The sequence below is a fragment of the Nostoc sp. genome (genome assembly GCF_036917455.1).
Taxonomy (GTDB): Bacteria; Cyanobacteriota; Cyanobacteriia; order Cyanobacteriales; family Nostocaceae; genus Nostoc.
On sequence record NZ_JBALDK010000230.1, the window covers coordinates 11,383 to 35,611 of the forward strand.

The 24,229-nt window shown below is 42.1% G+C and carries 21 protein-coding genes and 1 tRNA gene; 14 read left to right on the plus strand and 8 right to left on the minus strand.

Annotation, left to right across the window (positions count from 1 at the left end):
- Positions 1 to 124 precede the first annotated feature (124 nt).
- Positions 125 to 2,773, minus strand: a complete 2,649-nt coding sequence (gene topA / locus V7K42_RS25495) for a type I DNA topoisomerase (RefSeq protein ID WP_334920033.1) — start codon at positions 2,771 to 2,773, stop codon at positions 125 to 127.
- Positions 2,774 to 3,255: 482 nt separating this feature from the next.
- Here topA and V7K42_RS25500 point away from each other — a divergent pair, with 482 nt between their 5' ends.
- Both V7K42_RS25500 and V7K42_RS25505 read left to right on the plus strand, forming a co-directional pair.
- Positions 3,256 to 3,549, plus strand: a complete 294-nt coding sequence (locus V7K42_RS25500) for a hypothetical protein (RefSeq protein ID WP_334920034.1) — start codon at positions 3,256 to 3,258, stop codon at positions 3,547 to 3,549.
- Positions 3,515 to 4,591 (plus strand): DUF6745 domain-containing protein, encoded by a 1,077-nt coding sequence (locus V7K42_RS25505; protein WP_334920035.1) that lies wholly within the window; start codon positions 3,515 to 3,517, stop codon positions 4,589 to 4,591. The genes V7K42_RS25500 and V7K42_RS25505 overlap by 35 nt, the downstream gene beginning before the upstream one ends.
- Before the next feature lie 250 nt (positions 4,592 to 4,841).
- On the opposite strand, the gene V7K42_RS25510 is transcribed toward V7K42_RS25505, so the two are convergent.
- Positions 4,842 to 6,464 carry an iron uptake porin gene (locus tag V7K42_RS25510; protein WP_334920036.1) on the minus strand — a complete coding sequence of 541 codons (1,623 nt, stop codon included), beginning with the start codon at positions 6,462 to 6,464 and terminating at the stop codon, positions 4,842 to 4,844.
- A gap of 335 nt (positions 6,465 to 6,799) precedes the next feature.
- Between V7K42_RS25510 and V7K42_RS25515 the strand changes: the two genes are divergently transcribed.
- The 5 genes from V7K42_RS25515 (at position 6,800) to V7K42_RS25535 (ending at position 11,075) form a co-directional block, all read left to right on the plus strand.
- The gene (locus V7K42_RS25515) at positions 6,800 to 7,810 is read left to right on the plus strand and encodes a metal ABC transporter substrate-binding protein (protein ID WP_334920037.1); all 1,011 of its coding nucleotides are present in this window, start codon (positions 6,800 to 6,802) and stop codon (positions 7,808 to 7,810) included.
- A gap of 49 nt (positions 7,811 to 7,859) precedes the next feature.
- Positions 7,860 to 8,636: a metal ABC transporter ATP-binding protein gene (locus V7K42_RS25520; RefSeq protein WP_334920038.1), complete on the plus strand. Its 777-nt coding sequence runs from the start codon at positions 7,860 to 7,862 to the stop codon at positions 8,634 to 8,636.
- Positions 8,637 to 8,648: 12 nt separating this feature from the next.
- Positions 8,649 to 9,518, plus strand: coding sequence for a metal ABC transporter permease (locus V7K42_RS25525; RefSeq protein WP_334920039.1), 870 nt, complete (start codon positions 8,649 to 8,651; stop codon positions 9,516 to 9,518).
- A 75-nt stretch (positions 9,519 to 9,593) separates the two neighbouring features.
- Positions 9,594 to 9,666: transfer RNA gene (locus tag V7K42_RS25530), tRNA-Phe, on the plus strand.
- Positions 9,667 to 10,334: 668 nt separating this feature from the next.
- Positions 10,335 to 11,075 carry a DUF3891 family protein gene (locus tag V7K42_RS25535; protein WP_334920041.1) on the plus strand — a complete coding sequence of 247 codons (741 nt, stop codon included), beginning with the start codon at positions 10,335 to 10,337 and terminating at the stop codon, positions 11,073 to 11,075.
- Positions 11,076 to 11,099: 24 nt separating this feature from the next.
- Here the strand turns inward: V7K42_RS25535 and V7K42_RS25540 are convergent, their stop codons facing one another.
- From V7K42_RS25540 to V7K42_RS25550, 3 genes are all read right to left on the minus strand, one after another.
- Complete coding sequence (locus tag V7K42_RS25540; protein ID WP_334920043.1) at positions 11,100 to 11,294, minus strand: hypothetical protein; 195 nt, start codon at positions 11,292 to 11,294, stop codon at positions 11,100 to 11,102.
- A gap of 153 nt (positions 11,295 to 11,447) precedes the next feature.
- A complete protein-coding gene (locus V7K42_RS25545; RefSeq protein WP_334920045.1) occupies positions 11,448 to 13,175 on the minus strand; it encodes an Rqc2 family fibronectin-binding protein in 1,728 nt (575 codons plus the stop codon).
- Positions 13,176 to 13,904: 729 nt separating this feature from the next.
- Complete coding sequence (locus tag V7K42_RS25550; protein ID WP_334920047.1) at positions 13,905 to 15,173, minus strand: glycosyltransferase family 4 protein; 1,269 nt, start codon at positions 15,171 to 15,173, stop codon at positions 13,905 to 13,907.
- Positions 15,174 to 16,302: 1,129 nt separating this feature from the next.
- Here V7K42_RS25550 and psaK point away from each other — a divergent pair.
- Positions 16,303 to 16,563: a photosystem I reaction center subunit PsaK gene (psaK, locus tag V7K42_RS25555; RefSeq protein ID WP_094328718.1), complete on the plus strand. Its 261-nt coding sequence runs from the start codon at positions 16,303 to 16,305 to the stop codon at positions 16,561 to 16,563.
- Between the two features lie 258 nt (positions 16,564 to 16,821).
- Here psaK and V7K42_RS25560 read toward each other — a convergent pair whose 3' ends face one another.
- Complete coding sequence (locus V7K42_RS25560; protein ID WP_334920049.1) at positions 16,822 to 17,433, minus strand: glutathione S-transferase family protein; 612 nt, start codon at positions 17,431 to 17,433, stop codon at positions 16,822 to 16,824.
- Between the two features lie 200 nt (positions 17,434 to 17,633).
- Here V7K42_RS25560 and V7K42_RS25565 point away from each other — a divergent pair, with 200 nt between their 5' ends.
- From V7K42_RS25565 to V7K42_RS25580, 4 genes are all read left to right on the plus strand, one after another.
- Positions 17,634 to 18,335: an SOS response-associated peptidase gene (locus V7K42_RS25565; protein ID WP_334920051.1), complete on the plus strand. Its 702-nt coding sequence runs from the start codon at positions 17,634 to 17,636 to the stop codon at positions 18,333 to 18,335.
- A 90-nt stretch (positions 18,336 to 18,425) separates the two neighbouring features.
- A complete protein-coding gene (locus tag V7K42_RS25570) occupies positions 18,426 to 18,947 on the plus strand; it encodes a photosystem I assembly protein Ycf3 (protein ID WP_334920053.1) in 522 nt (173 codons plus the stop codon).
- A gap of 62 nt (positions 18,948 to 19,009) precedes the next feature.
- Positions 19,010 to 19,303: an Asp-tRNA(Asn)/Glu-tRNA(Gln) amidotransferase subunit GatC gene (gene gatC, locus V7K42_RS25575; protein WP_094328715.1), complete on the plus strand. Its 294-nt coding sequence runs from the start codon at positions 19,010 to 19,012 to the stop codon at positions 19,301 to 19,303.
- 1,123 nt (positions 19,304 to 20,426) lie between these two features.
- Entirely contained in the window at positions 20,427 to 20,939 is a 513-nt protein-coding gene (locus V7K42_RS25580) for a hypothetical protein (protein ID WP_012409900.1), read from the plus strand.
- A gap of 50 nt (positions 20,940 to 20,989) precedes the next feature.
- Here V7K42_RS25580 and V7K42_RS25585 read toward each other — a convergent pair whose 3' ends face one another.
- Together V7K42_RS25585 and V7K42_RS25590 are read right to left on the minus strand one after the other, a co-directional pair.
- Positions 20,990 to 21,571, minus strand: coding sequence for a thioredoxin family protein (locus V7K42_RS25585; RefSeq protein ID WP_334920055.1), 582 nt, complete (start codon positions 21,569 to 21,571; stop codon positions 20,990 to 20,992).
- A 145-nt stretch (positions 21,572 to 21,716) separates the two neighbouring features.
- The gene (locus tag V7K42_RS25590; protein ID WP_334834676.1) at positions 21,717 to 21,932 is read right to left on the minus strand and encodes a chlorophyll a/b-binding protein; all 216 of its coding nucleotides are present in this window, start codon (positions 21,930 to 21,932) and stop codon (positions 21,717 to 21,719) included.
- 195 nt (positions 21,933 to 22,127) lie between these two features.
- Here V7K42_RS25590 and thyX point away from each other — a divergent pair, with 195 nt between their 5' ends.
- Together thyX and rtcA are read left to right on the plus strand one after the other, a co-directional pair.
- Positions 22,128 to 22,850: an FAD-dependent thymidylate synthase gene (gene thyX, locus V7K42_RS25595; protein WP_094328712.1), complete on the plus strand. Its 723-nt coding sequence runs from the start codon at positions 22,128 to 22,130 to the stop codon at positions 22,848 to 22,850.
- A gap of 328 nt (positions 22,851 to 23,178) precedes the next feature.
- On the plus strand, positions 23,179 to 24,225 hold the full coding sequence (gene rtcA, locus V7K42_RS25600; protein WP_334920058.1) for an RNA 3'-terminal phosphate cyclase: 1,047 nt from the start codon (positions 23,179 to 23,181) through the stop codon (positions 24,223 to 24,225).
- Positions 24,226 to 24,229: the final 4 nt, after the last annotated feature.

Below are 24,229 nucleotides of genomic sequence, written 5' to 3' on the forward strand. Positions count from 1 at the left end.
TTGGCGTTGTGTTTTCCCTTACTTTTTAGAGTATCACACTTGCAACCTACCGAACTGCATCCTATCAAGGATGGATATCAAGGGTCAAGAGTTAAAGATTAGACTTTGGACTCTTGACTTGCAATTAACCTTCTGTTGCCTTTTTCTTTGTAGCCGTCGTTGACTTAGCAGTTGACTTAGATTTAGAACTCGTTGATTTAGTCGTTTTCCGAGTCGATTTCGCTGTCGATGTCTTAGCTGCCAACAAGTTCAGCGCCTCGGATAAGGTTATATCTTCTACCGTTTGACCTTCTGGGATACTCACATTAGTTTTGCCATGCTTGATGTAAGGACCATAAGGGCCATCATAAATGTTAATTGTTTCTCCATCCTCTGGATGCGTACCCAATTCACGTAAGGCTGCCTTGGACTTGCTGTTGGTGGAACTGCGTCCCTTTTTTGGTTCGGACAATAATTCCAATGCACGCTCTAGGCTAATTGTCAATACATTATCAGCAGCTTTCAGGGAACGATAGTCTTTCCCTTCCTTTCCCTGGTCATGAACGACATAAGGGCCAAAGCGTCCCAAACTTGCTTGGATTTTGCCGCCTGTGACTGGATGAACTCCCAATGTTCGGGGTAGTGCCAACAGACCAACAGCCATTTCCAGGGTAACGGTTTCTGGGGTAACACCTTTGAGTAGTGAGGCTTGTTTCGGTTTGGGGTTTTCGTCGGTTTTGTCACCCAATTGGACATAAGGCCCATAAGCACCGATTTTTACATAAATCGGTTCGCCAGTTTCGGGATGCCGTCCTACCTGATCAGGACCTGTGATTTTTTGCCGCAGCAATACTTCTACCTGTTTGGGGTCGAGGTCGGCTGGTGTCAAGTCTTTGGGAATTGAAGCGGTGATTACCCCCTCACCATTTTCGACTTCAATGTAGGGGCCATATTTACCAATGCGGACTTTGGCATCTAGATTTTCCAGTTCTACAGTCCTAGCTTTGGTGGCATCAATTTGACTTTCCCTTTCTTTTACGAGGGTTTCCAGCCCTTGTTCTCCTAGATAAAATTTTTGCAAGTAAGGTAGCCATTTCACTTCACCCGTTGAAATGTCATCAAGGGTTTGCTCCATCTTCGAGGTAAAACTGGGGTCAACGATATCGGGAAAATGTTTTTCCAATAAATCAGTGACGGCAAAAGCGGTGAAGGTGGGAATAAGAGCGTTACTCACCAAATGGGCATAACCTTTATCGATGATTGTGCCAATGATGCTAGCGTAGGTACTGGGACGACCGATACCTTCGCTTTCTAAGGTTTTCACTAAAGTTGCTTCAGTGTATCTAGCTGGCGGTTGGGTTTCGTGTCCAACTGCTTCCAGTTCTGTACAATTTGGGCGATCGCCTACTTTCAGATTGGGCAAAATTACTTCCTGGTCTTCCAGTGCTGCTTCTGGGTCATCTGAACCTTCGACGTAGGCGCGTAAGTATCCCGGAAATTCAATCCGTTTGCCAGAAGAACGGAATCCCGCATCCTCAACTTGCAATTGCACGGTGATTTGAATTTGGCGGGAATCAGCCATTTGACAGGCGACAGTCCGCTTCCAAATCAAATCGTAAACGGCAAGTTCTCGACCGCCCAAACCAGTTTCTTGAGGGGTGCGAAAGGTGCTACCTGCTGGGCGAATTGCTTCGTGTGCCTCTTGTGCGCCTTTGGATTTGGTGGTGTATTGCCGGGGTTGAGGGCTGAGGTATTGTTTACCGTAAAGCTTTTCTACAGAACTTCGAGCCGCTGCGATCGCTTGATCTGACAAATGCACCGAATCTGTCCGCATATAGGTAATATACCCTTGTTCGTACAAATTCTGGGCAACGCGCATCGTATCGCGGGCTGACAGGCGCAATTTCCGGTTAGATTCTTGTTGCAGCGTCGAGGTAGTAAATGGCGGCGACGGCTTGCGCGTCACTGGGCGTTCTTCCATCTCGGTAACACTCCAGGTTTTCCCAGTTAAGCGTTCCTTGAGGGCTACCGCTTGGTCTTCATTGAGCAACAAGACATTGCGACCTGCGGTAATTTGTCCAGTCGTTGCGTCAAAATCACTACCGTTAGCGATTTTGGTTCCTGCCAATGTTACCAACTGAGCAGCAAAGGGGGTTTTTTCCTTTGACAAACTGGCTTTCAAATCCCAGTACGTACCTTCATGGAAAGCGCGGCGTTGGCGTTCCCTAGTGACTAAAAGCCGCACAGCCACAGATTGTACCCGCCCAGCAGATAATCCCCAGGCGATTTTTTTCCATAACAGGGGAGACAGGGTATAGCCCACGAGTCGATCTAAAATCCGCCGTGTTTCCTGGGCGCGAACCAACTGCTCATCGATTTTGCGGCAATCTTTCAGAGCTTTTTTAATTGCCTCTTGGGTAATTTCGTGAAACACCATCCGCTTAGTCGGAACTTTCGGCTTCAGCAATTGGTATAAATGCCAACTAATGCTTTCACCTTCCCGGTCTTCGTCCGTTGCCAGAATCAGTTCATCTACATCTTTAAGGGCTTCTTTAAGCTGGGTGACAATTTTCTTTTTGTCTTTCGGGACAACATATACCGGTTCAAAGTCGGCGTCCACATTTACCCCTAGCTGCGCCCATGTTTCCCCCTTGACGGCAGCAGGAATTTCACTAGCCGACTGGGGTAAGTCACGCACATGACCCATAGACGCTTCCACCCGATAGCCTGCTGGCAAGTAGTTGCGAATGGTACGAGCTTTGGTTGGAGATTCGACGATGACGAGAGTTGACATGGAAATTTCAATAAAAAGAATAGCAACTAAGCTAAACAGTCAAATTGAGGTAATTTTTGCAAATTGTCAAGATAAGTCGCGCTTAGGGCGGTGATTTAATCCTCACATAAACTGTCTGTTTGGGAGAAAATCCCCCGAACTTATGGCCCAGTCTGTCCCAGAGGATAGATGAGGCTACGCTGGGTGTGAATTTCCAGCTATTTCAATCTTTAACTTATCTAACGCATAATTGGCGACTACAGTTTTAAAATTTGGGGATTGGGGACTGGGGAATGGGGACTGGGGAAGTAGCAAGTAGGCAGAAAAGGGGAGTAGTTTTCTCCTTAGCAAGACCAGCACCTCTGCCTGTTGTCAATTCGCAATTCCCAATTTGCAGTTTCCAATTGGCAATTCCCACTCTCATATAGCTTGTGCCAAAATTAAACCAAACTTGAGAGCAAAAGCGAAGTAGGGTTTGTACTCCATGTCAGGAAAGCAAAACTATGCAACCGATTCGTCAAGGTGATGTCATTTTAGTGCCTGTGCAGCAAATTGAAGGAGAAAAAATACCTCACTTAACTTTGGCAGAAGGCGAAGTTACGGGGCATAAGCATCGCATTACTGAGGGAAACGCAGAATTATACGAGAAAGATAGCACACTTTATTTACGTGTGTTTTCAGAGTCGGCATTGCTAGCTCATGAGGAGCATAAAGCTATTTCTATTCCCCAAGGTGATTGGATGGTGAAAATTCAGAGGGAATATGAGCCTGAAGGGTGGCGTTATGTCGCTGATTGAAAATTTAACGCCTGAAGAAGAGGCTTTAATTCCAGGTTATCGGGAAAAGTGGCAGAAAACTGCGCTTTCGACCGAGCGGATTGATCGTGAAAAAGCTGCGGAAGTTGTCAAAGCTGCATATACAGCTATCAATAAACAAGAGCCAGAAATTATTTTTTGTGAAAGTCCTTATGCTGGTTTAAAAATTATTTATCAAAAGCTACCTAGTTTAAGTTTTAATAATCTAGAAACTCTAAGTTTAAATGATAAGGTTTGCGGCTATATTACGGCAAACTTAACTAATAAAAATAGAGATTTTTCATATCAAATAAATACGCAGATTTTTAGAAGCTTAACTATTTTTGAACCAAGCTTCACTCCCCAAGAATATGTATTAGAAGATAAAGTCTATAATCAGCCTAAATTTAATATATATTTAGGAGATCGTCTCTGGTTAAATTTCCAAAATTTGGCGAATCGTTGTTGTCGTGTGGATTTTTACGTTACTGTATTAAATTATTATTACAGTAAAAAAAGATGGGAAACTTTACAGTCTTTATCAAGGTTTTGTGGTTGGCTTTCTCCATTTGAAAAATTTTGTATAGTATGCGATCGCCCTCTTCACCTGCGCTTCGATAATGAAAACCGCCTCCACGCTGAAGGCGAACCCGCCATTGAATTTATCGATGGATATAGCCTCTACTCCTACCACGGTGTAACCTTACCTGAAGAATACGGTAAAATTCACCCGCAGCAATGGCAATCTCAATGGCTTTTGACAGAGGAAAATGCTGAACTACGCCGAGTATTAATTCAGGGTATTGGTTATGCCCGAATTTGCCAAGAACTACAAGCTATTGAATTAGATAATTGGCAAGAATACACACTATTAAAAATTGATGCTGATGTTGATGAAGAAGCAATTTATTTATTAAAAATGACTTGCCCTAGCACAAGTTTTATTCATGCCTTGCGAGTTCCACCGAATATGAAATCAGCGCGTGAGGCAATTGGCTGGGTAAATTTGGGTGTAGATCCAGAGACATTTGGCGCGCAAACATAATTGCTTCAGATACTTTCTCTACTTAGAATCATACTAAAAAAGCGTAAGACTTTTATCTCTCTTTATGGTAGCGGGCTAAGAGGTTGCATGACTTTTCAAACATCCTCTAAATGATAATGAAATAGTCCTGGAATCGCTATATTGTTTGGAAATATCAAGCCCAGCAACAATACTGGTTTTTATTTTTTAAACCACATACAAAACATAAGACGCAAAAGATAATTTTGCGTCTCATTTTAATATTTAAAAATTAGAAAGTGAATGTGGTTCTCACTGTACCAATCACGATATCATCGTTTTGATTATTATGATCTGGCGCTGTTAGCCAGATAACTCCTGGGGTGATGCTGATATTGTCACTCAACTTATATTGATAGAAACCTTCAATGTGATATGAAGTATCTGGATCTTTATTGATACCCGCATTGCTGAGAGAGCCGCTCACGCTGGTAACTTTAGGTTCCATACCCACAATAATGCCTGCAATGTTACCTGTTTTCCCAAGATCGGGGAAAGCCACTGTGACGGCATAGTTCCAGATGTCAGCATCGCCAGGAGTAACCGAAAGGACGCGAGCTTTGGTCAAGCCAGCCCAACCGCCAATGACAAATTTTGAGCTAGGTTGAAAGGATGCTTCTATACCGTAGGAGTTACTAATAGCATTCTCTAATATGTCATTAGCGTTATTGCTACCACCACTACCATTGGCAAAAAAAGTATTTCTGTAGGCGTTAAGGTAGGTCAAACCAAGGGTAATTTGGTTGCTAGGCTTAACAGTTAACTGTGCCATAGCACCATAAGCACCATTGAAGAGTCCAGAGCCTAGTTGAGGGTTAGCAGCATCATTCGCTAAATACCCCAAGCTTAGTTCGAGCTTATCACTGAACTCGTGTTTGATTCCGATACCAGCACCATTGGCTAGATAATAAATTGGGTTGCGAGTTCCAAAATGGGAAAGGGCACCGCTACCGCCATCCCCATCTAAGTATGGGTTGACGGTGTTAGTGAAATCATCAATTGCACCTGCATTTGCTTCCAGAGTGATGCCTGTTTTACTACCGAGAGGGAACTGATACAATAATGCGTCTATGACAACTCCATTATTGTTGTTACCACCAGCAAATCGGAAATCACCTTCTGGTGTAAAGGTAGCAGTCTGAGAGAATGGGTCTAGGTTGGTTGCCTGAAGTCGTGTTCTAAGTAAATCTTTACCCGTGAAACTGGTGTCGAGGTTCAGACGTACCCGGTCTGCAAGGACGGCATTTTGGTTGACTTCTTGACCATTAACTGTATTACCACTTACAACACTTGCGATCGCAATTACGACTTCACCATTCAGCTTGGTTGTGGTTGAGAATTGATGCGCCTCCAATTCAGCAGTTTTAGCTTCTACTGCATCTACACGACCTCGGAGTGTCGCCAGTTCTGCTGAAAAGTCTGCTTGCAGCTTTTGTAATGTGGCTAAATCTTCTTTCTTAACTAAATCGCCTGTGGCTGTAGCAATCAGTTCGTTAACGCGATCGAGACAAGCATTCAAACCAGCAGCAAACTCATATCGCGTTAATGCCCGATTACCGCGATAAGTGCTATTTGGGTATCCAGCAATACAGCCATAACGCTCAACTAAAGACTGTAATGCTTGGAATGCCCAGTCGGTGGGTTGTACATCAGAAAATTGAGACACAGAAGTAACTTGTGCCATTGCCCGATCTGGCGCTATGTTCTCAGCTTTTATGTCTGGATTAGCTAAAACTTGCGGTTGATTGATTTCAGACGTACCAGATGTTTCACCTGCAAATGCAGCAGTATTTACAAATAGCAATGCACAGCAAATTGCTGGACTAACTAGCAGATATTTACAGAATTTTTGCATTTTTCTCCTCACACTGATCTCCAATTCACACCCAAAGCACGTTTTTCTGAACGTGTATTTTATGAGAATATTTGTCAGCAATCTTATCAGAATTAAGCAAACTTTTTAACAAAAAAAGTCAAGGATTCCTAATTATCCAGAGAAAAATAAATTACAGAAGGCTGTACCATCCAAAAAACTTTATTGTTACTTATTATACAGAAAAATCAGAATAATGTTATGTATCTTGAATGAGAATGAGAATTATTATAGTATAAATTAAGAATAAGTCTCATTGTCAATAGGAATTGCGACAGAGGCAGACGTTGCATCCATTTTGAGGAGAAAACACTGTGATGGGGAATTGCAGAGGACTTAGAACAGGTAGACAAAGAAACGGCATTTTGTCCATAATTGCTCTGTTGATGTTGTCAATGACTGGTGGCTGTAGCCAATCGAATCCGAATCAGAGATCAACTTCTGAACAGTCGCCGCCAGCACAGGCGACTACATCCACCCCAGTAGCGCAGTTAGGGAAAACTAAAGTAGTGACGACATTTTTGCCGATATATTTGTTTACTAAGGCAGTTGTTGGGAATGTGGCAGATGTAGAAATTCTAGTGCCGCCTGGTACGGAGGTACATGAATACCAAGCGACACCCGAAAATGTCAAAGCGATCGCAACTGCGAATGTGTTAGTAAAAAATGGTTTAGGTTTGGAGGGATTTCTGGAAAATACTGTCAAAAATGCCCAAAACGCCAAATTAGTTGAAATTAATGCAAGTACTGGTATTAAACCCTTAAATGAAATTTCACCTGTTGTCAAAACAGGGAAAGATGAAGAAGACTACGAACACGCCCAAGGTAATCCTCATGTTTGGTTAGATCCAGTTTTGGCAAAACAAGAGGTAACTAACATTCGGGATGGATTAATTGCTGCTGACCCTGCGAATAAAGCTACTTATGAGGCAAACGCTGCCGCTTATATTAAAGAATTAGAAAGTTTAAACGGTGAATTTCAGCAGACTTTACAGAAAACTCCTATTTGTACCTTTATTACCTTTCATGATGCGTTTCCATATTTAGCAAAACGCTATAACCTCAAACAAGTTGCTGTGGTGCAAATTCCCGAAGATCAACTTTCACCAACGGATGTACAAAATGCAGTCAATGCTGTAAAAAAGTACAAAGTTAAAGCTTTATTTAGCGAACCAGGAGTAGATAACAAACTCCTAACCAGCCTCTCCAAAGACTTGAAGTTAACTTTGCGTCCTCTGGATTCTCTGGAAACTGGCGAAACAGATCCACAACATTACTTTAAGGCGATGAAAGCTAACTTGCAAATTCTAGAAACTTCATGTAGATAAGTTAGTCATTTGTCCTTTGTGAAAACCAATAACCAATGACCAATAACCAATGACCAATGAGATTGCTATTTTGAAAGTAGAAGGATTAACTGTCTACCAAGGCAGCTATCTAGCTGTTCGAGATGTTTCCTTTGAATTGTTTCCGGGAACAGATACAGCCATAGTTGGCCCCAATGGTGCTGGTAAAAGTACTCTGGTAAAAGCGGTTTTAGATTTGATACCTCGAAGTGCTGGGACGATTGAAATATTCGGTCGCCCAATTGCAAGGCTGGGGCGTTTACGTCACCTGTTGGGCTATATGCCGCAAAACTTCATCTTTGACCGCAGCTTTCCCATTTCTGTTAGCGAATTGGTGGGACTGGGATGGGCTAAGGAAGGGAAAAGGGGAGATTTATTTTTCTCCAAGCTGTGGAGACAAGATAAAGAAAAATCGACAGCAGTAGTAGAAGCTTTACGGCGAACCGATGCTTATCATTTACAGCATCAAGCTATTGGTACTCTTAGCGGCGGTCAACTCAAGCGGGTGTTGTTGGCTTATTGTTTGGTAATGCCTCGGAAACTGTTGGTATTGGATGAAGCCTTTGCTGGTGTTGATGTCCAAGGTTCAGCAGATTTTTACGCTTTGCTAAATGAATTAAAGGGGGAGGAGGGTTGGACGGTATTACAAGTTTCCCATGATATTGATATGGTAAATCGCCATTGCGATCGCGTGCTTTGCCTCAACCAAAGCATTGTTTGTACTGGTAAGCCAGAAATTGCCCTCTCACCGCAAAACTTGTTAGCAACCTACGGCCCAGGTTTTAGTCGCTACCAGCACCAACATTAAATGCCCATAAGTATGAATTTTTTCAATGATTGTCAGATAGCAAGCCTAGCGATCGCAAGCAGTAATGACTTGCTAGAGTTGTTACTACTTGCCTCTATACAGCGTGCGATCGTCGGTGCTGTGTTAATGGGGATACTTGGTGGGATGTTGGGTAGTTTTGTCACCTTGCGCCAGTTATCCTTTTTCAGCCATGCGGTTGGTCATGCAGCATTAGTAGGTGTGGCGTTAGGCGTGCTGCTACAAATAAATCCTACTTGGATGCTGTTACCTTTTACCTTGGTTTTTGGGGTGATTGTCCTCTACTTCATCGACAAAACCGATTTAGCTAGTGATAGCATCCTGAGCATAGTGCTATCTGGGGCATTAGCGATCGGTTTAATTCTCACGAGCCTAATTAAAGGATATCGTGGCAACTTGATGGCTGTGCTGTTCGGCGATATTCTAGCGATCGATACCACAGATTTGATTTTGACGCTGCTAGTACTTGTGGGAGGTAGCATATTTTTGCTATCAACCCTGCGGCAGCAAATTTTGTTGACCCTTAATCCCGATGTAGCGCAAGTTCAAGGTATTCCCGTCCAGTTGTACCGCTACATCTTTGTAGTCTTGCTTTCACTTGCCGTTGCTGTAGCGATTAAAGCTGTTGGCGTTTTACTGGTGAACGCTTTTTTGGTTATTCCTGCATCTACTGCCAAATTGATGAGTCACCACTTTAGCCGCTTTCTAGTTATATCGGTGATAGTTGGTTCCATTAGCAGCATTGCTGGCATCATTGTCTCAGGCATTTTCAACTTTGCTTCTGGCCCAAGTATTGTTCTTGTCCAATTTCTGCTATTTGTAGCGGTTTTCATCTGGTTTAAGTTGAATTTGAAAGCCGCATAAATCTTTTTTCTCCAAGGGCTTGCTATATTTTGGGATGTTTGCTACATTTATTAATCGTGGCTCACAAAAGCCCCAGCCGGGATAGCTCAGTTGGTAGAGCAGAGGACTGAAAATCCTCGTGTCACCGGTTCAAGTCCGGTTCCTGGCATACAATGCAGAGTTTGAAGTAAAAAGCCGATGGGCTTTTTGCTTTGGGAGCGTTAAATTAAAATAGCTTCTCTGATAGGATTTTGACATAAACTAGCTGATAGGCTAATCCCACAAAAATATGTATGGGTTGGATTTGATATCATCTGCTTTTTCAGAGAATTATCAATAATTCCAATGAGCAAATGTAGATATTTTGCTCTCTCACTGACTCTTCAAAATAATCATTAGTGAGAGGCTAACTCAGGTATTAATTCCTTGTATTGTTAAAAACAAAATTATGGAATCCAGGTTCGGATTGTATTATTAGCTGAAGCGGTATTAAAAATAATAGCAAGACTGCTTAATTATTCTTACAAAAAAGAATACTTATTAATGGAAGCGACTATTTTGCTGACTGGTTAGAACCTGACATAAAATTAGAATGATATATAGCGATTCTAAATGAGTAGTGAAAATCTCCGATTCCTCTCTCTGCACTCTCTGCGCCTCTGCGGTTAATTTATTTTTATAAATGATTTAGAAGTACTACAGAATATATCGCAAGTCAGATGTAATAGCAGTAAATATTCAGCAAACTAAAATTATTAATTGAGAAATTAGCTTCCTAAAAAATTAAATTTATGTGAGCTGCTCTCAAATCAAAACTTAAAGTCAGGAGATTGATTTGTGATTGTCAATGCTACGCCAAATGGTTGGGAAATTATTTATCACCGTGCCCATGCTTTACTAGCAGGTCAATTAGCAGGACAATGGCGATCTCAAGATGCTCCAGTACGGCTTTATGAAACGCTAGCTGCAATTTCTCATCATGATGATTTAGAGAAAGAATGGGAAGAAGACCTTCTGACTGAAGCAGGTGCGCCAAAGGATTTTACTCTCGTCACAAAAAAGGATGCAGAGATTGGGATTAGTAAATTGGCTGAACTAGCAAAGAATGCTCGCTACCGAGGTAGGTGGGTGGCTCTATTAATTTCCATGCACATTAGCCATTTAAATGAGTCAAGCCGGGGTAATTTTCCAGAACTAGACAAACTTTTAGATGAACAACTTCAAAACCAGCAACGTTGGCGCAAAGAACTCGGTATCAAAAAGGAGGAAGTTGATGCAGCTTATGTGTTTATGCAATGGTGCGATCGCCTTTCTCTCATCCTCTGTCAGCAGGAACTACCTGACGATGAGCGGTTTTTAGAAATTAGCAAAGGCCCCGACGATCAGCGCTACGACATCATGCAGCGTCTTGATGGCTTGGTTACTGTCAAACCTTGGCCGTTTCAGGAAAAACAATTTACGGTGAACGTCGAAGCCTGTGAGTTGTTTCAGGTAGAATTTGAAAGCAGCGCCGAACTGAGTGAAGCACTTCAGTCAGCCCCCATTAAAGTGGTGGAGTGGATATTTGTTAAGAGCTAGATGCACGCAGGTTTAAAATCTATCTCAGGCGATCGCTTCAATTAAGCCCAATATCCCATCATCACAATATATGGTTAGTAGGTTGAAGACAAAAAGACCAGCCTCCCACAGCTGGTCTAGAAAATGTTTTTTGCGTTGTCTTCTCAAGAGAGTTAAAACCCAATTGCGCGTTCCCAAAATGCAACGGGCAACTTTTCTTAACAATATTGTAACAGTCAACACAGTTTTTTCCTGAATATTCATCAAAAAAAGATATGAGCAAAACTTAAAAGCTTCTATCTGTTAGAGTAATTCAGCAAATCGCAGGGCATAGATGGCAGAGTAACCAGGGGAAGCAGGGGGGAAAGATGTAATTTTTCATTTTGCCAATGACTAATGATCAATGACTATTTGTGGTTTTCCCCAGAGGATGCTCTCCTGCTTGTAAATTGCAATTCCCGGTTTTGCTCCTTTGGGTTTGTAGACGTGTTTTAGCTGAGTGTAAACTACTGGCACTTGTTCGCTTTGACGGGCGCGACTGTAGTAGGCGGCAAGATTAGCGACAAATTGCAAATCAGCTTCTTCTGCAACAGCACCGGGTTCTAGCCGTAGGAGTAAATGGCTCCCTGGAATTTCTTGAGCGTGGAACCATAAGTCATAATCCCCAGCGACACGAAAGGTCAATTGGTCATTTTGACGATTGTTGCGACCGATTAATACTTCAAAGCCGTTAGGGGTAAGGTAACGATGAAAGTTGGTGCTGGGGGGTTCATTGGCACTGCGGCTGCGATATTCTGGATCTTCTAAATACTTTTGTCCAATCAACTCTTCGCGAATTTCTTCTAAAGCTCGCAAATCTTCTGCTGTTTGATAGGTGTCTATTTGGCCGATCGCAGCTTCTACTTGTTCTAAATACTCAATTTCTGTCTGTACTTCTAACAGTAGCGGTTCGACGGCAGCACGAGCGCGTTTGAGCTTTTGGTGTTGTTTGTAAAGACTTTGGGCATTTTGGACGGCATTTTTATCTGGCAACAGAGCGATCGCTACTGGCAAATTTGTCTCAAAATCAGCAAGAATAATTTCTTTCATCCCCGGTTGCCAGTTTTGCAGGTGAGCCATTAATAAATCAGCTTTTTGTCGATATTCATCGGCTCGATCTGATTGCTGCAAGCGCGTTGTAAAGGTTTGAGCTTTATTCCGTAATTTTGTCAGAATATTATTCAATTTCTGACTTAACTGATGGCGCAATTGGGAAAATAGCTGTTGGTCAATTTGGTTACTGTAGTAACGGTTGAGTAACTCCTGGATATCTTTAACTTTTTCAACTACACCCCAACCCATTACGGTGTAGCCATCTTTTGTCCAAGCGGGTTGAAATTTCTTGGAATCTAAAGCTTGCAGCCATTCTTGCCAACGCTCAAATAGCCGTCGCCAATCGTCGGGGTTGAGAGTATCGGTGGATGTTTCTGGTGCGATATTTGCTTCTAGCAGCATTAACTCTAGTAATGCTGCACTCAAACCACTATAACTTTTCAGCAATTGCCGCTTGATTGCTCCTGGCACTAAAGTTACCCGTTCTTGCCAACGTTCTTGGGATTCGCTCAAACTGGGGACAGTTCCAGTCAGTTTGGGTGGTGTTTCATAAGGTTGTCCGGTTTGGATGGGACGGACACTGGATTGCTGCTGACTAACTTGATGGGCTGCGGTGATAATTATATTGCTAGCGTCAGTGAGAATGACGTTGCTATATTTGCCCATGATTTCTGCATAGACATGATATAGGGCGTTTTCTCCAGGACGACGGGCAAATTGCAAATCGATAACACGCTCCCAAGGGGCGATCGCTTCAATACCCACTAGGGCCAAACCACCCAATTGGTGTATTAATTGTTGGCTAAAAGTAAAAGTGTCTGGCGATCGCGGTGGTGGATCGCCGATACAAATATGTGCAGCTTGGGGATGCCAGGAAATTTGTAACCAATCACGCTGTTTCAGGGTGCGTAATGCAATGGCAATAGTGTAGCGATCGCGCTGGTAAACCTGTTCTGTGCGCGAGGGCAGCCAGTTAGCGCGTATTTCGCTACAAGTAGCTGTTAGGGTGGTAAAGTCAACTGGTTGCATAGCCGTTCGCGTTCAAAGGTCGATGCTCAGTATACTTCTATCATCTCTAATAATGTAGGCATCCCTCAATTGATCCCTTGAAGAAGAATTCAGGAGTCAGAACCAAGATGCTCGCGGACTCGCTCTAAGAGGATGTTTGAAAAGTTATGATTGATGGATCAAATATTTATTACCCCACCCTAACCCTCCCCGATATATTGGGGAGGGAACCAGATTTTACGGTTTCCCCTCGATATATTGGGGGGATTAACCCGGATTTCTCACCACATGTCGATTAAGCCTGCGCTTGAGCAGGGGAGCAGGGGAGCAGAGGAGAGTTCAAATACCAATTTCTTTCCCCTCTGCCCCTCCTTCGCCTCAAGCTTGTGAGAAATGCGAGTATTAGTTTTTTCTTCCCCTGCTTCCCCTGCCTCCCCTGCCTCCCCTGCCTCCCCTGCCTCCCCTGCCTCTCTGCCCCTCAAGCTTGTGAGAAATGCGGGATTAAGGGGGGTAATAATTCGATTAAAATCACAACATACCACTTTTAAAACAACCTCTAAGCGTTCGCGAACAGCGTCTCTAAGAGTTGCTATGCCGTAGGCTTTACGCTCCACTATCCGCCACTCGTACAGAATTCTGAATTCTGTTTTGATAAAAAATGTAGAGACGCAAGATTTTGCGTCTCTCTCCAAAAGAATTTATCGGTATGTAAGATGATTTTATTTGAAGTATATTAGGTTGCTTGAAACACTATTTAACAAGCAATGCAGGTTCTTTTGCTGATGGCTCCAACAATTGTGTGTAAAGTTCACTCAACTGAGTTGCGACACCATGCCAACTAAATTTGCTTTCGACACGTTTTCTGCCAGCTTTACCCAATTCGTCTCGCCACTCTGGATCTAAGAGAATTCGGTCAATGGCAGACGCAAAAGCACCTACATCTTGTGGTGGCGCTAATAAACCAGTTTCTTCATTCACTACAGTAAATTGAAGTCCGCCGACATCACTAGCTACAACTGGTGTACCGCTTGCCATCGCTTCGATCGCAACCAGTCCAAAGGGTTCGTAATGACTGGGGACAACGCAGACATCGGCAGCTGCGTAATAAGTTGGTAAAATATCTTGACAGAGACGGCCAGGAAAGCTAGTCAAGTCAGTGATTCCTAAGTCCTGAACGATTTGCCCAATGCGATCGCGCTCAATGCCGTCGCTGTTACCTGGAGTACTACCACCACCAATAATTAGCTTGAGATTCTTGGAGTCACGCAGCCCAGATTCATTTACCGCACGGACTAGGGTTTCTATACCTTTGCGTTGGTCAAAACGCCCTACATATAATACAACTTTGGCATCTTTGGCAATTTCCAGTTCCGCCCTGGCTGCTTCTCGCCCAATGGAACCAAAGCGCTCAATATCTGTACCGCAGGGGATGATATCGATATTACCTTCAGTGGAAACTAGCGATCGCATGTGTTGCTGTTCTTGCGGACTTGTCGCCACTATTCGCTCTGCTATTTCCAACACTTGTTTTTCCACAGTCAATCGCTGACTAGCAATTAGAGGAATATTTTCTATAGTATTGTATTTGACTGCTCCTAATGAGTGGTAGGTATGAACCTGTTTACTCTGTTGGATTTTCTTTAATTCCATTCCTACCCAACTAGAGAGCCAATAGTTAGTGTGAACTAACTGGTATGTAATCTCATTTTTTACTTGAAATTTGAGGAAATTATCCACAAATTCAGGCAGATATTCAAAAATCTCATCTCGTGGTACAAACTCAAGAGGCCCAGCTTTTAAACGAATAGTTCGACAATTATCGCTATGTTTAACAATTGAGTCTTGCTCTAGACTCGCCTTCCGGGTAAACATATCAACTTGCCATCCCAGCTGCGCTAGTGCTTCACCCACCTGGCGCACATAAACATTTTGTCCCCCAGCTTCTTCTTTGCCTATTTCAATCGCCGGATCTCCGTGGACGGAAATTAAGGCGATACGTTTTTCGGTCGTAGAGTTCATAGTTTGTGTGTTGCTGATTTTAACAAAGTTTTAGGCTATTCCAAGTTCGTGTATAGCACACTTACCTGAATTGTTTAGGAACCTTGATAAATATTTGTTGAAGTTTAATATATCTAATATATTTTCTTTTAACATCTTCTGCCAGAAGTATAATTTTCGATAAATTATTTATATTTAATTTCTTTTGATAGACCAAAATCTTTACTTGTATCTCATACTTTCGACAGATAAAAATTATATTTTTATTTGTGCAAATATAATTCCCTTGATAGACGCATTAATGTTAGTTGCACAAAGTGATATAGGATTACTATTTGATTTTGAACGAAATTAGGTACTGTAGCGTGTGTTAGAACGGAGTTCGTAACGCACTATTATCAAGGGTTTGATGCGTTACACTGTCGTTAACACATCCTACGGATATTTTCTCCAAATCAAACCGGATTCCTATAGTAGGAGTTAGGGGTTAGGAATTATATTCACTAAGCCCAACAACTCCAAACACAAGGGGATGAAATTTTTGATTTTCCTAGTGGGTGTAAGCAACCAGGAAAATCAAAAATTCACTACAAAGTGAAGTATAAGCTTAAATTATGAGTTTTAAAGTTTACAAGAAATCTCGAATGTAGCTAAGTCGCTCACAGGCAAAACTATATGTTATTTTTGCAACCCGAAAACTGTGACTAAAATTTGCTTTGTATAAACCTCTAGGACTTACGCATTGACAGAAAAGCCAAAATAGCAGCTATGCTTTTCAGGGTTTTTAGCTAGATTTTTCAACTACCTTTTTGCGATCGCAGCTAACAAATGATGGTTTGTAAAAGGCTGAAACGACGTATTTACGTTAATACACAAGATGATTATTTTGTACAGTGCGTAAGTACTAACCTCTATATAATTCTCATGGTTATTTGAAAAATAGGTATAATTTTAAACAAATGAACTGCTGGCTTCTGACGTTTAAATTCAAACCAGCTAGCACAGTTAACTCACCACATTGAGAGCAAGTTGTATTAAGTAGTGAGAATAACTGTTAAATATTGATGCAAAATTGGGTATTTTGTTGAATTTGCGTCGAAAAGTCTCAGATTATATTTTCAATCATTAATAAATCTCAGGAGCAAATCAGGTGTTTACTTCAACCTTACTCGCTGCTGCAACCACACCCCTGCAATGGAGTCCGACAGTTGGACTGATTATCATTATTGCTAATATCATTGCCATTGCCTTTGCTAAATCTACCATCAAATATCCCAATGCAGAACCAGGACTACCCTCAGCTAATCTCTTTGGTGGTTTTGGTTTACCAGCCCTTTTAGCAAGCACCGCCTTTGGTCATATCTTAGGAGTAGGCGCTGTTTTAGGGCTGCATAACCTGGGAAGAATTTAGGTTCTTACCCAAGTTAGCCTTTATTTGATGATTTTTTTGTCTCCAACCTTGAGCCAGAGAGTTAGTTCTCTGGCTCTTTACTTATTGTTACATGGATATACAGCAGATTGTCAGTAAGTAAGGTGTAGCAGGACTGATTGATCAAACATAAAGAGTTTCTTTCTAACTCCTGCCTTCTGCCTCAAAACCCGTAAATTTGTACCTCATGTAAATGAAAACCGCTGTAAATAGCTGTTCGCTTTAATTTAATTGCTCAAGTTATGCTTGTGTAATACTAATGTATCTTGGTTGAGCTTTGACTCTTTCTATCCAAGTTTGAATAGCAGGAAATTGTGTTAAATCGAACCCACCTTCGTCCGCTACATGAGTGTAAGCAAATAAGGAAATATCAGCAATCGTGTAACGCTCTCCCACAAAAAAAATGTGAGAGGTTAAGTGTTTTTCCATCAAGTTAAGTGCTGCATAACCTGGTTCGCGTTTTTGCTTAATAACTTCACTATATTCTTCAGTTTTACCTAAAATAGAAATCCAAAATCTTAATGTAGCAATAAATGGTTCATGGCTATACTGTTCAAAGCACAACCATTGCAGTACTTGCGCTCGTAAAAAGCGGTCATGAGGTAAAAATTCTGTACCTTCACTCAGATATACCAATATAGCATTTGATTCTGCCAAGTATTTCCCTGGCTCAATTTCGAGAATAGGTATCTTCCCGTTAGGATTTTTACTTAAAAATTCTGGTGTTCGAGTCTCGCCTTTTAAAATGTTAAGCTCTACTCTCTCAAAAGGCATACCTAGTTGTGTGAATAAAAGACGGATCTTATAACCATTACCGGAAGGTAAAAAATCGTACAAACGCAGTAGTTCCATGCTAAAATACAGTTAACAATATGTTGATAAGTGAAGCTTTAAAATAGAACATCTTACCAAAAAATTTTCCCAAAACCGGATAATTGATTTTAAAACTTAGCTTTTGAGTACTAGAGAAAATTATCTGAGAAAATAAAAATAATATTTAATTGAGTTCTAGATTGAGATGTTTAGTTGAATCAGTGGTCGAGAATAAAAGTATGTGTGGAAGATTTACTCTAAACCAGTCAGCAGAAGCTTTAGCTCAAGTTTTTCATGTCGAGCCAGTTCTAGATTTAGCTGCCGATTTTAACATTGCACCGACGCGAATGGTGGCAACAGTGTTACAAAACCCTGAAAGCGAAAAGCGTGAATTTAAACAGTTGTATTGGGGATTAATTCCCTCATGGGCAAAAGATGCAGGAATGGGGGCAAAACTGATTAACGCTAGGGCAGAAACTGTTGCCGAAAAACCGGCTTTTCGCTCGGCTTTTAAGCATCGACGCTGTTTAGTACTAGCTGATGGCTTTTATGAGTGGCAACGCCAACAAGGTAAAAAGCAGCCATTTTATTTTCGTCTTCAAGATAGGCAACCCTTCGCTTTTGCCGGTTTGTGGGAGAGATGGCGATCGCCTGCTAACGAGGAAGTAATTTCTTGTACAATTTTGACAACGGCAGCTAACGAATTACTCCAACCTATCCACGAGCGGATGCCAGTAATTCTAGAGCCAAAAGATTACGATTTATGGCTAGATTCTCAAGTGCAAACGCCTCAAACCCTACAGGAGCTATTGCGTCCCTATCCAGCGCCAGCAATGACTGCCTATCCAGTTAGCACCTTGGTAAACAACTCTCGGCATCATAGTCCAGAGTGCATTATCCCATTAAGTGAAAAGAATGTCCCCACAAATCAGTTAAATTAACTATTGAGTGTGCTAGAGGATTGGGGAGATGAGGGAACAATGCCCAATGCCCCATGCCCAATGCCCCATGCCCCATACCCAGAGAAAAATATGCCTAGAACACAAAAAAACGATAATTTTGTTGACAAATCCTTTACAGTGATGGCGGATATCATCCTGAAGATCCTGCCAACTAACAAAAAAGCAAAAGAAGCGTTTGTTTATTATCGAGATGGCATGTCGGCCCAAGCAGAAGGGGAATACGCTGAAGCATTGGAATACTATGAAGAAGCTCTAACACTAGAGGAAGATACCAACGATCGCGGCTATATTCTCTACAATATGGGGCTAATCTATGCCAGTAATGGCGACCACAATAAAGCTTTAGAACTGTATCACAAGGCAATTGAGTTAAACCCACGCCTACCCCAAGCCTTAAATAACATCGCCGTAATTTACCATTACCAAGGCGAAAAGGAAAAAGAAAGTGGAGATAACGAGGCTGGCGAAGCACTCTTTGACCAAGCCGCAGACTATTGGATTCGAGCTATTCGCATGGCTCCCAATAACTACATCGAAGCCCAAAACTGGCTAAAAACCACCGGGCGATCGCAAATTGACGTATTCTTCTAAAAATGATGAGTTGGGAATTATGAATCATTCACTCCTAACTCCTCACTCCTAACTAAAAAAATATGATTGACCAAGAACAAGTCCATAAAGTAGCTAATCTTGCTCGTTTAGAATTGACTCCAGAAGAAGAGGAACAATTCACTACCCAGTTAGGAAGTATTCTGGATTATATTCAACAGTTGGATGAACTTGATGTCAGTAATGTGCCCCCAACAACACGGGCAATTGATGTCAGCAATATTACACGAGAGGATCGATTGCAACCCTATCCTGACCGGGAAAGCATTCTTAACAGTGCGCCTGAACAAGAAGGCGAATTTTTCAAAGTTCCCAAAATCCTTAACAGCAATGATTAAGTAACAAGGTTGGAGAGCCAAGAAAATCATTACAAGCTGTAGGGGAGACAGGATAAGCTAAAACATCCGTCGCCCCTACCTCAGCGCCCATTCCAAAATAAGTAGATATAGATTCTAGTTTACTTCGCTTGAGATTGCGATCGTTGCGTAGACGCGTAGCAGTTAACTAAAGCGCCCAACATTAGAGTATGGTTATACCCAGATTTCTCACCACATCTCGATTAAGCCTGCGCTTGAGCAGAGGAGTAGAGAAGCAGGGGAGCAGGGGAGCAGGGGAGAGTTCAAATACCAAGTTCCTTCCTCTCTCCTCCTCTGTCCATGCTTCCCCTCAAGCTTGTTTGTGAGAAATGCGGGTTATACCGATTAATAGTGAGGTTGCATAGAACAAAGGGATTTTGCTCTAAGTCTTGCCAAACTTTACTTTGTAAAGCCTTCTAGAGAATTGGTAAGCTGTCGCGCTTACAAGTTGCCTCATAATCTTTTAAGTAAAACCTGTAAACCCTCTCCTCTGCTCCTCTGCCCCTCTGCCCCTCTGCCCCCCTGCTCCCCTGCTGTCTCAATGTGCAAATTAAAAACACAACAGCTTATTAATATCTATGTCATCCAAATGCGATGGTGTAAAGATAGCCTAAAAGAAGGCTACAGAATAATTAACTTGTGATGAAAAGTCTTCGTGAGTTTCTACGGTTATAACAGAAGCCGACATTAAGATAAACTGGCTTTTGAATACACCGGAAGTTCGTTCATCAGCGACTTAATTTGTCGCTTCTGGTGACTTACTGTCTGGTATACTATCGCTTTTTGCTGTATGAAACTTACTCCAATTTATGGTAAGTCTCCCTCAAGAAGGTTTCTGAGCATCGAAAATGACTTCCACTGTTTTGAGACTATAGCCTTAGAATATTTACAAGCTTTACTTACGAATTAGCTCTCTAGAAAAAGTACCCTTTTTGCTGTCTAAGCTGACATTTTACCTATTTATATAAGGATTTGTGTAGCTTAACAAATCAGCAGATTCATTAATATTAAGCCTGTTTTACTATTTAGTTTCGTACCCTGACCTATTAGACAGCTAGAGTGTTCATTTCACTTTGTTCAATAGCTTTTAGCCCTTATCGCTCCCATGCTGACCCATCACCGCAAACCCGTGTGCTTATCACTTATTTCCACTGACCTACCAATCTGGTCTGTTGTCGAAACTGCCGCGACATTGTATCAAAAAGATACTGATAGATTCCATTTGCTGCTGACTGCACCACCCTTAATTAGCTGCGAAGTAGAGAGTGTAGTAAGTCCAGAGGATACACTTCCTCAAAGTAAAAGCAAAGCTTACGCCCCTAATAGTCCCAGAATTTTGTGGCTAGAGATTTCTCCTTACCGGGTCATTATGACTATGCAAGGTAACGCTCAAGTAAGTTACCGTCACTTTTGGGAACAGGGGGTTTATGGGATTAGTCGCTATTGGTTGCCAACTGAGTCATTACAACCTAACGATCCGATTCGTTTGCGAAATTTTACTAGTAGCCTAACTCTCAATGGACATCCCTTGCCAGAACATTTGCGTCTGGAATATGAATTGTGGGCAGAAAAAGTCCAACTGGGATGCTACATACTTAATTTGGAAATTAAACACTGATAGTCATGGGGAATAGGGAGAAATACCCAATGCCCCATGCCCAATCGCTTTTAACCAAAATAACTGGGTTGGTTTCCAGATTTCCATTTAATATTGCAACCAACACTCGGCTTTTGCTCGCTTGTAACAGGTTGACCCGCCAGCACTGCTTCAATGGCTGCCCGTAAATCTGCGCCCGTAACAGGCTTACCATTACTGGGACGGCTATCATCTAATTGTCCCCGATAAACAAGTTGGCGCTGCTCGTCAAACACAAAAAAATCTGGTGTGCAGGCTGCTGTATAAGCCTTTGCCGTTTCCTGGCTCTCGTCATAGCATAAGGTAAAATTAAACCCTTGTTCTGTGGCAAATGCTTGTAATGACTCTGGCGCATCATCAGGGTAATTTTTTGCATCGTTAGCACTGATGGCAACGATCGCTAAATCACTTGTAAAATAATCTTTTCCTAACTGCACTAATTCTTGTTGAATGTGCTTTACAAATGTGCAATGCCGACAAATAAACATTACTACCAGCGCTTTTTTTTCTGCAAAGGTAGAAAGTGAAGTTGCCTTTCCCAAGACTACTTCCGGTAGATCAAAATCTGGTGCTTTTGTGCCTAACGGCAACATAGTTGAAGCAGTTAAAGCCATAATTTAGCTGATAACTTTACGTTGATAACTAAGAGCTTTTGCTATCAGTATATTTTCACTTTAGCACTAAGTTTTCCATAAAAATAAGAGACGGTAAATTTACCATCTCTTATTTTTATGAGAATTACATTATAAAAATTAGTTATTACAGATTTGCCAGAACACCAACAATACCATGTCCTGTGAATACTTCTAATGCTATTAGAGAAACAAAACCAATCATTGCTAAACGACCGTTGAGCAGTTCTGCGTAGGGAGTGAAGCCAGTGCGATCGCCTTGCTCATCTATGTAAACCTTTGGCTCGATCGCAAAGTTATTTAGTTTGCCTTGGTCGTCAATTATAGCAGTGTTTGTACGCATGGATTTTTCCCCGTCTTCTCTTTATGTAAATAACTGTAACAAACTTATTAACATTTGTAAAGTATCTTAATCTGCTCAAGTAGAAGCCCAAGGCAGAGATATGATAATGGATCGAGTTTAGAGCTATGTCTAACAAACAGGCTTTGCTCCTTGTATATAAGCACTTTCAGTAACAAATCCGTTCCCCATAAGCTAATGCATCGATTTCGAGTAGAGGTTATTGCCAAAACACTAAACCCGCAGCAAGTGATTTACGCCGCGATGCACCAGGATTATACCGATGGGTTCGTTTTTGATCAGCGTGACTCCTGGCCCTCTGAGTCACAAAGCGGCGAAGTTATTGTTAAGCGACTTTTAGTAGGTGAGAGAGGACACTATGGGCCTTTAGAGCATCCCCAGATTGTTTTCAACTGTGGCTACTTTCCCCACAATGTTATGCAGCAAGCCCGGACTCATCGTGTAGGGGTATCATTTGATGTCCAATCTTTTAGATACACAGGCAACCAATTTATTGATGTAGTAGAAGGTAAGAAAGACATAGAAGATGTTTTTTACTTACGTCCTGTTGGTTATTACACTGATAGACAAGGCAAAAAGTACCACTATTCACCAGAGCAACGAGCAGCAGATTTGGAATGGTGTCTAGAAGCAGCAAAACGATATAAAGCTGATTTTGAGGCTGGAATGTCTGAAGAACATGCAAGAGGAAAAGTGCCTTTTGACTATCGCCAGCATTTTGTAGTTAGTTTCAATTTAAGGTCTTTTTTGCATTTTTGTGACCTGAGAAATAAAAAAGATGCTCAACTTGAAATTCAAAAGTTGTGTGAAATGATGTGGCCTCACTTTGAAGATTGGGCACCTGCGATCGCACAATGGTACGAAAAGCAGCGTTTAGGTAAGGCTAGACTTGCACCATAATCATACTTTTGGGGACAGATTGAGAATGTCCTACTTGGATTTATTAGGCTACTGGGTTCTGACTCAAAACTCTGAATTCTGCTATACTCAGACCATTTTTTATATATAGCACAAGCCTTGGTGGTTAGGACATCAACAGATGATGAAACTTAGACACAAGAAGACTTTTCACCCAGTCCCCAGTCCCCAGTCCCCAGTCCCCAGTCCCCAGTCCCTTGCTATATTTGTGTAACTTGCCTCCAAAAAGCTAGCAATTAGGCGTTTATAATTTGTGGTCTGATTTCAAAAGCTGTGGGGATAACCCAAAATCCAACATCCAAAATCGCCCATGATTGAAATTGACGGTTCCTACGGAGAAGGAGGGGGACAAGTTCTTCGCACTTCCTTAAGTCTAGCCGCCATTACTGGCGAACCCATACGGATTGCAGGTATTCGCGCTGGACGCAAAAAGCCAGGATTAGCAGCACAACACTTAACAGCCGTTCGGGCTGCGGGTAGAATTTGTAATGCCCAATTACAGGGTGATGCTTTGGGTTCAATGCTGCTGGAATTCATTCCAGGTAGCGCTGTGCAAGCGGGAATTTACACCTTTGATGTTAGTAAAGCACAACAAGGTGGTTCTGCGGGTGCGATCGCCCTGGTTTTACAGACAATCCTCTTACCATTAGCATTAGCATCCGGTAATTCTCAGGTAACACTAAAGGGTGGAACTCATGTAAACTTTAGCCCGACAGTGACGTACATAGAGCAAGTTTATCTGCCCATACTGCAACGCATGGGAGTAGAGTCCCAAGTCAAGTTAGGCGCTTGGGGGTGGTTTCCCCAAGGAGGCGGAGAGGTCCAGTTACAGGTGAGTGGCGGGACTCAACTAAGCGGAATCAACTTGCTAGAACGTGGAGAATTACAACAGGTACGAGGACTCGCAGTGGTGACAGAATTGCCTTCTCATATTCCGCAACGGATGGCGAATCGTGCCGAGAATTTATTACGGGAAGCCAATTTGAAAGTTCGCGTGCAGACTTTGCGAGAAAGAGGTGTAGCACCAGGGGCAGGTATTTTTTTAACTGCTGAGTATCAGAACAGCTTAACTGGCTTTGGCGGGTTTGGGCGTTTAAGGTTATCGGCGGAGACAGTCGCAGAGATTGCTTGTCAGCAATTACTTGAGTTTCATCAAACTGGTGCAGCAGTGGATGAACATCTAGCAGATCAGTTGTTATTACCAGCTGCTTTAGCGTCAGAGGGAAGTCAGTATCGAGTTGCTAAAGTGAGTAGGCATTTGACAACCAATGCAGCAGTAATTGAACAATTTGGGCTGGCGCAAATTACGGTAAATGAAGTTGAAAAAATAGTGTCTGTGATGCCTTTAACTAGATGAAATA

Bases quoted from the DNA above. Each gene is read 5' to 3' on its own strand.
- topA (WP_334920033.1), bottom strand. From the start codon at position 2,773: ATGTCAACTCTCGTCATCGTCGAATCTCCAACCAAAGCTCGTACCATT.
- V7K42_RS25500 (WP_334920034.1), top strand. From the start codon at position 3,256: ATGCAACCGATTCGTCAAGGTGATGTCATTTTAGTGCCTGTGCAGCAA.
- V7K42_RS25505 (WP_334920035.1), top strand. From the start codon at position 3,515: ATGAGCCTGAAGGGTGGCGTTATGTCGCTGATTGAAAATTTAACGCCT.
- V7K42_RS25510 (WP_334920036.1), bottom strand. From the start codon at position 6,464: ATGCAAAAATTCTGTAAATATCTGCTAGTTAGTCCAGCAATTTGCTGT.
- V7K42_RS25515 (WP_334920037.1), top strand. From the start codon at position 6,800: ATGGGGAATTGCAGAGGACTTAGAACAGGTAGACAAAGAAACGGCATT.
- V7K42_RS25520 (WP_334920038.1), top strand. From the start codon at position 7,860: ATGACCAATGAGATTGCTATTTTGAAAGTAGAAGGATTAACTGTCTAC.
- V7K42_RS25525 (WP_334920039.1), top strand. From the start codon at position 8,649: ATGAATTTTTTCAATGATTGTCAGATAGCAAGCCTAGCGATCGCAAGC.
- V7K42_RS25545 (WP_334920045.1), bottom strand. From the start codon at position 13,175: ATGCAACCAGTTGACTTTACCACCCTAACAGCTACTTGTAGCGAAATA.
- V7K42_RS25550 (WP_334920047.1), bottom strand. From the start codon at position 15,173: ATGAACTCTACGACCGAAAAACGTATCGCCTTAATTTCCGTCCACGGA.
- V7K42_RS25560 (WP_334920049.1), bottom strand. From the start codon at position 17,433: ATGGAACTACTGCGTTTGTACGATTTTTTACCTTCCGGTAATGGTTAT.
- V7K42_RS25565 (WP_334920051.1), top strand. From the start codon at position 17,634: ATGTGTGGAAGATTTACTCTAAACCAGTCAGCAGAAGCTTTAGCTCAA.
- V7K42_RS25570 (WP_334920053.1), top strand. From the start codon at position 18,426: ATGCCTAGAACACAAAAAAACGATAATTTTGTTGACAAATCCTTTACA.
- gatC (WP_094328715.1), top strand. From the start codon at position 19,010: ATGATTGACCAAGAACAAGTCCATAAAGTAGCTAATCTTGCTCGTTTA.
- V7K42_RS25580 (WP_012409900.1), top strand. From the start codon at position 20,427: ATGCTGACCCATCACCGCAAACCCGTGTGCTTATCACTTATTTCCACT.
- V7K42_RS25585 (WP_334920055.1), bottom strand. From the start codon at position 21,571: ATGGCTTTAACTGCTTCAACTATGTTGCCGTTAGGCACAAAAGCACCA.
- V7K42_RS25590 (WP_334834676.1), bottom strand. From the start codon at position 21,932: ATGCGTACAAACACTGCTATAATTGACGACCAAGGCAAACTAAATAAC.
- thyX (WP_094328712.1), top strand. From the start codon at position 22,128: ATGCATCGATTTCGAGTAGAGGTTATTGCCAAAACACTAAACCCGCAG.
- rtcA (WP_334920058.1), top strand. From the start codon at position 23,179: ATGATTGAAATTGACGGTTCCTACGGAGAAGGAGGGGGACAAGTTCTT.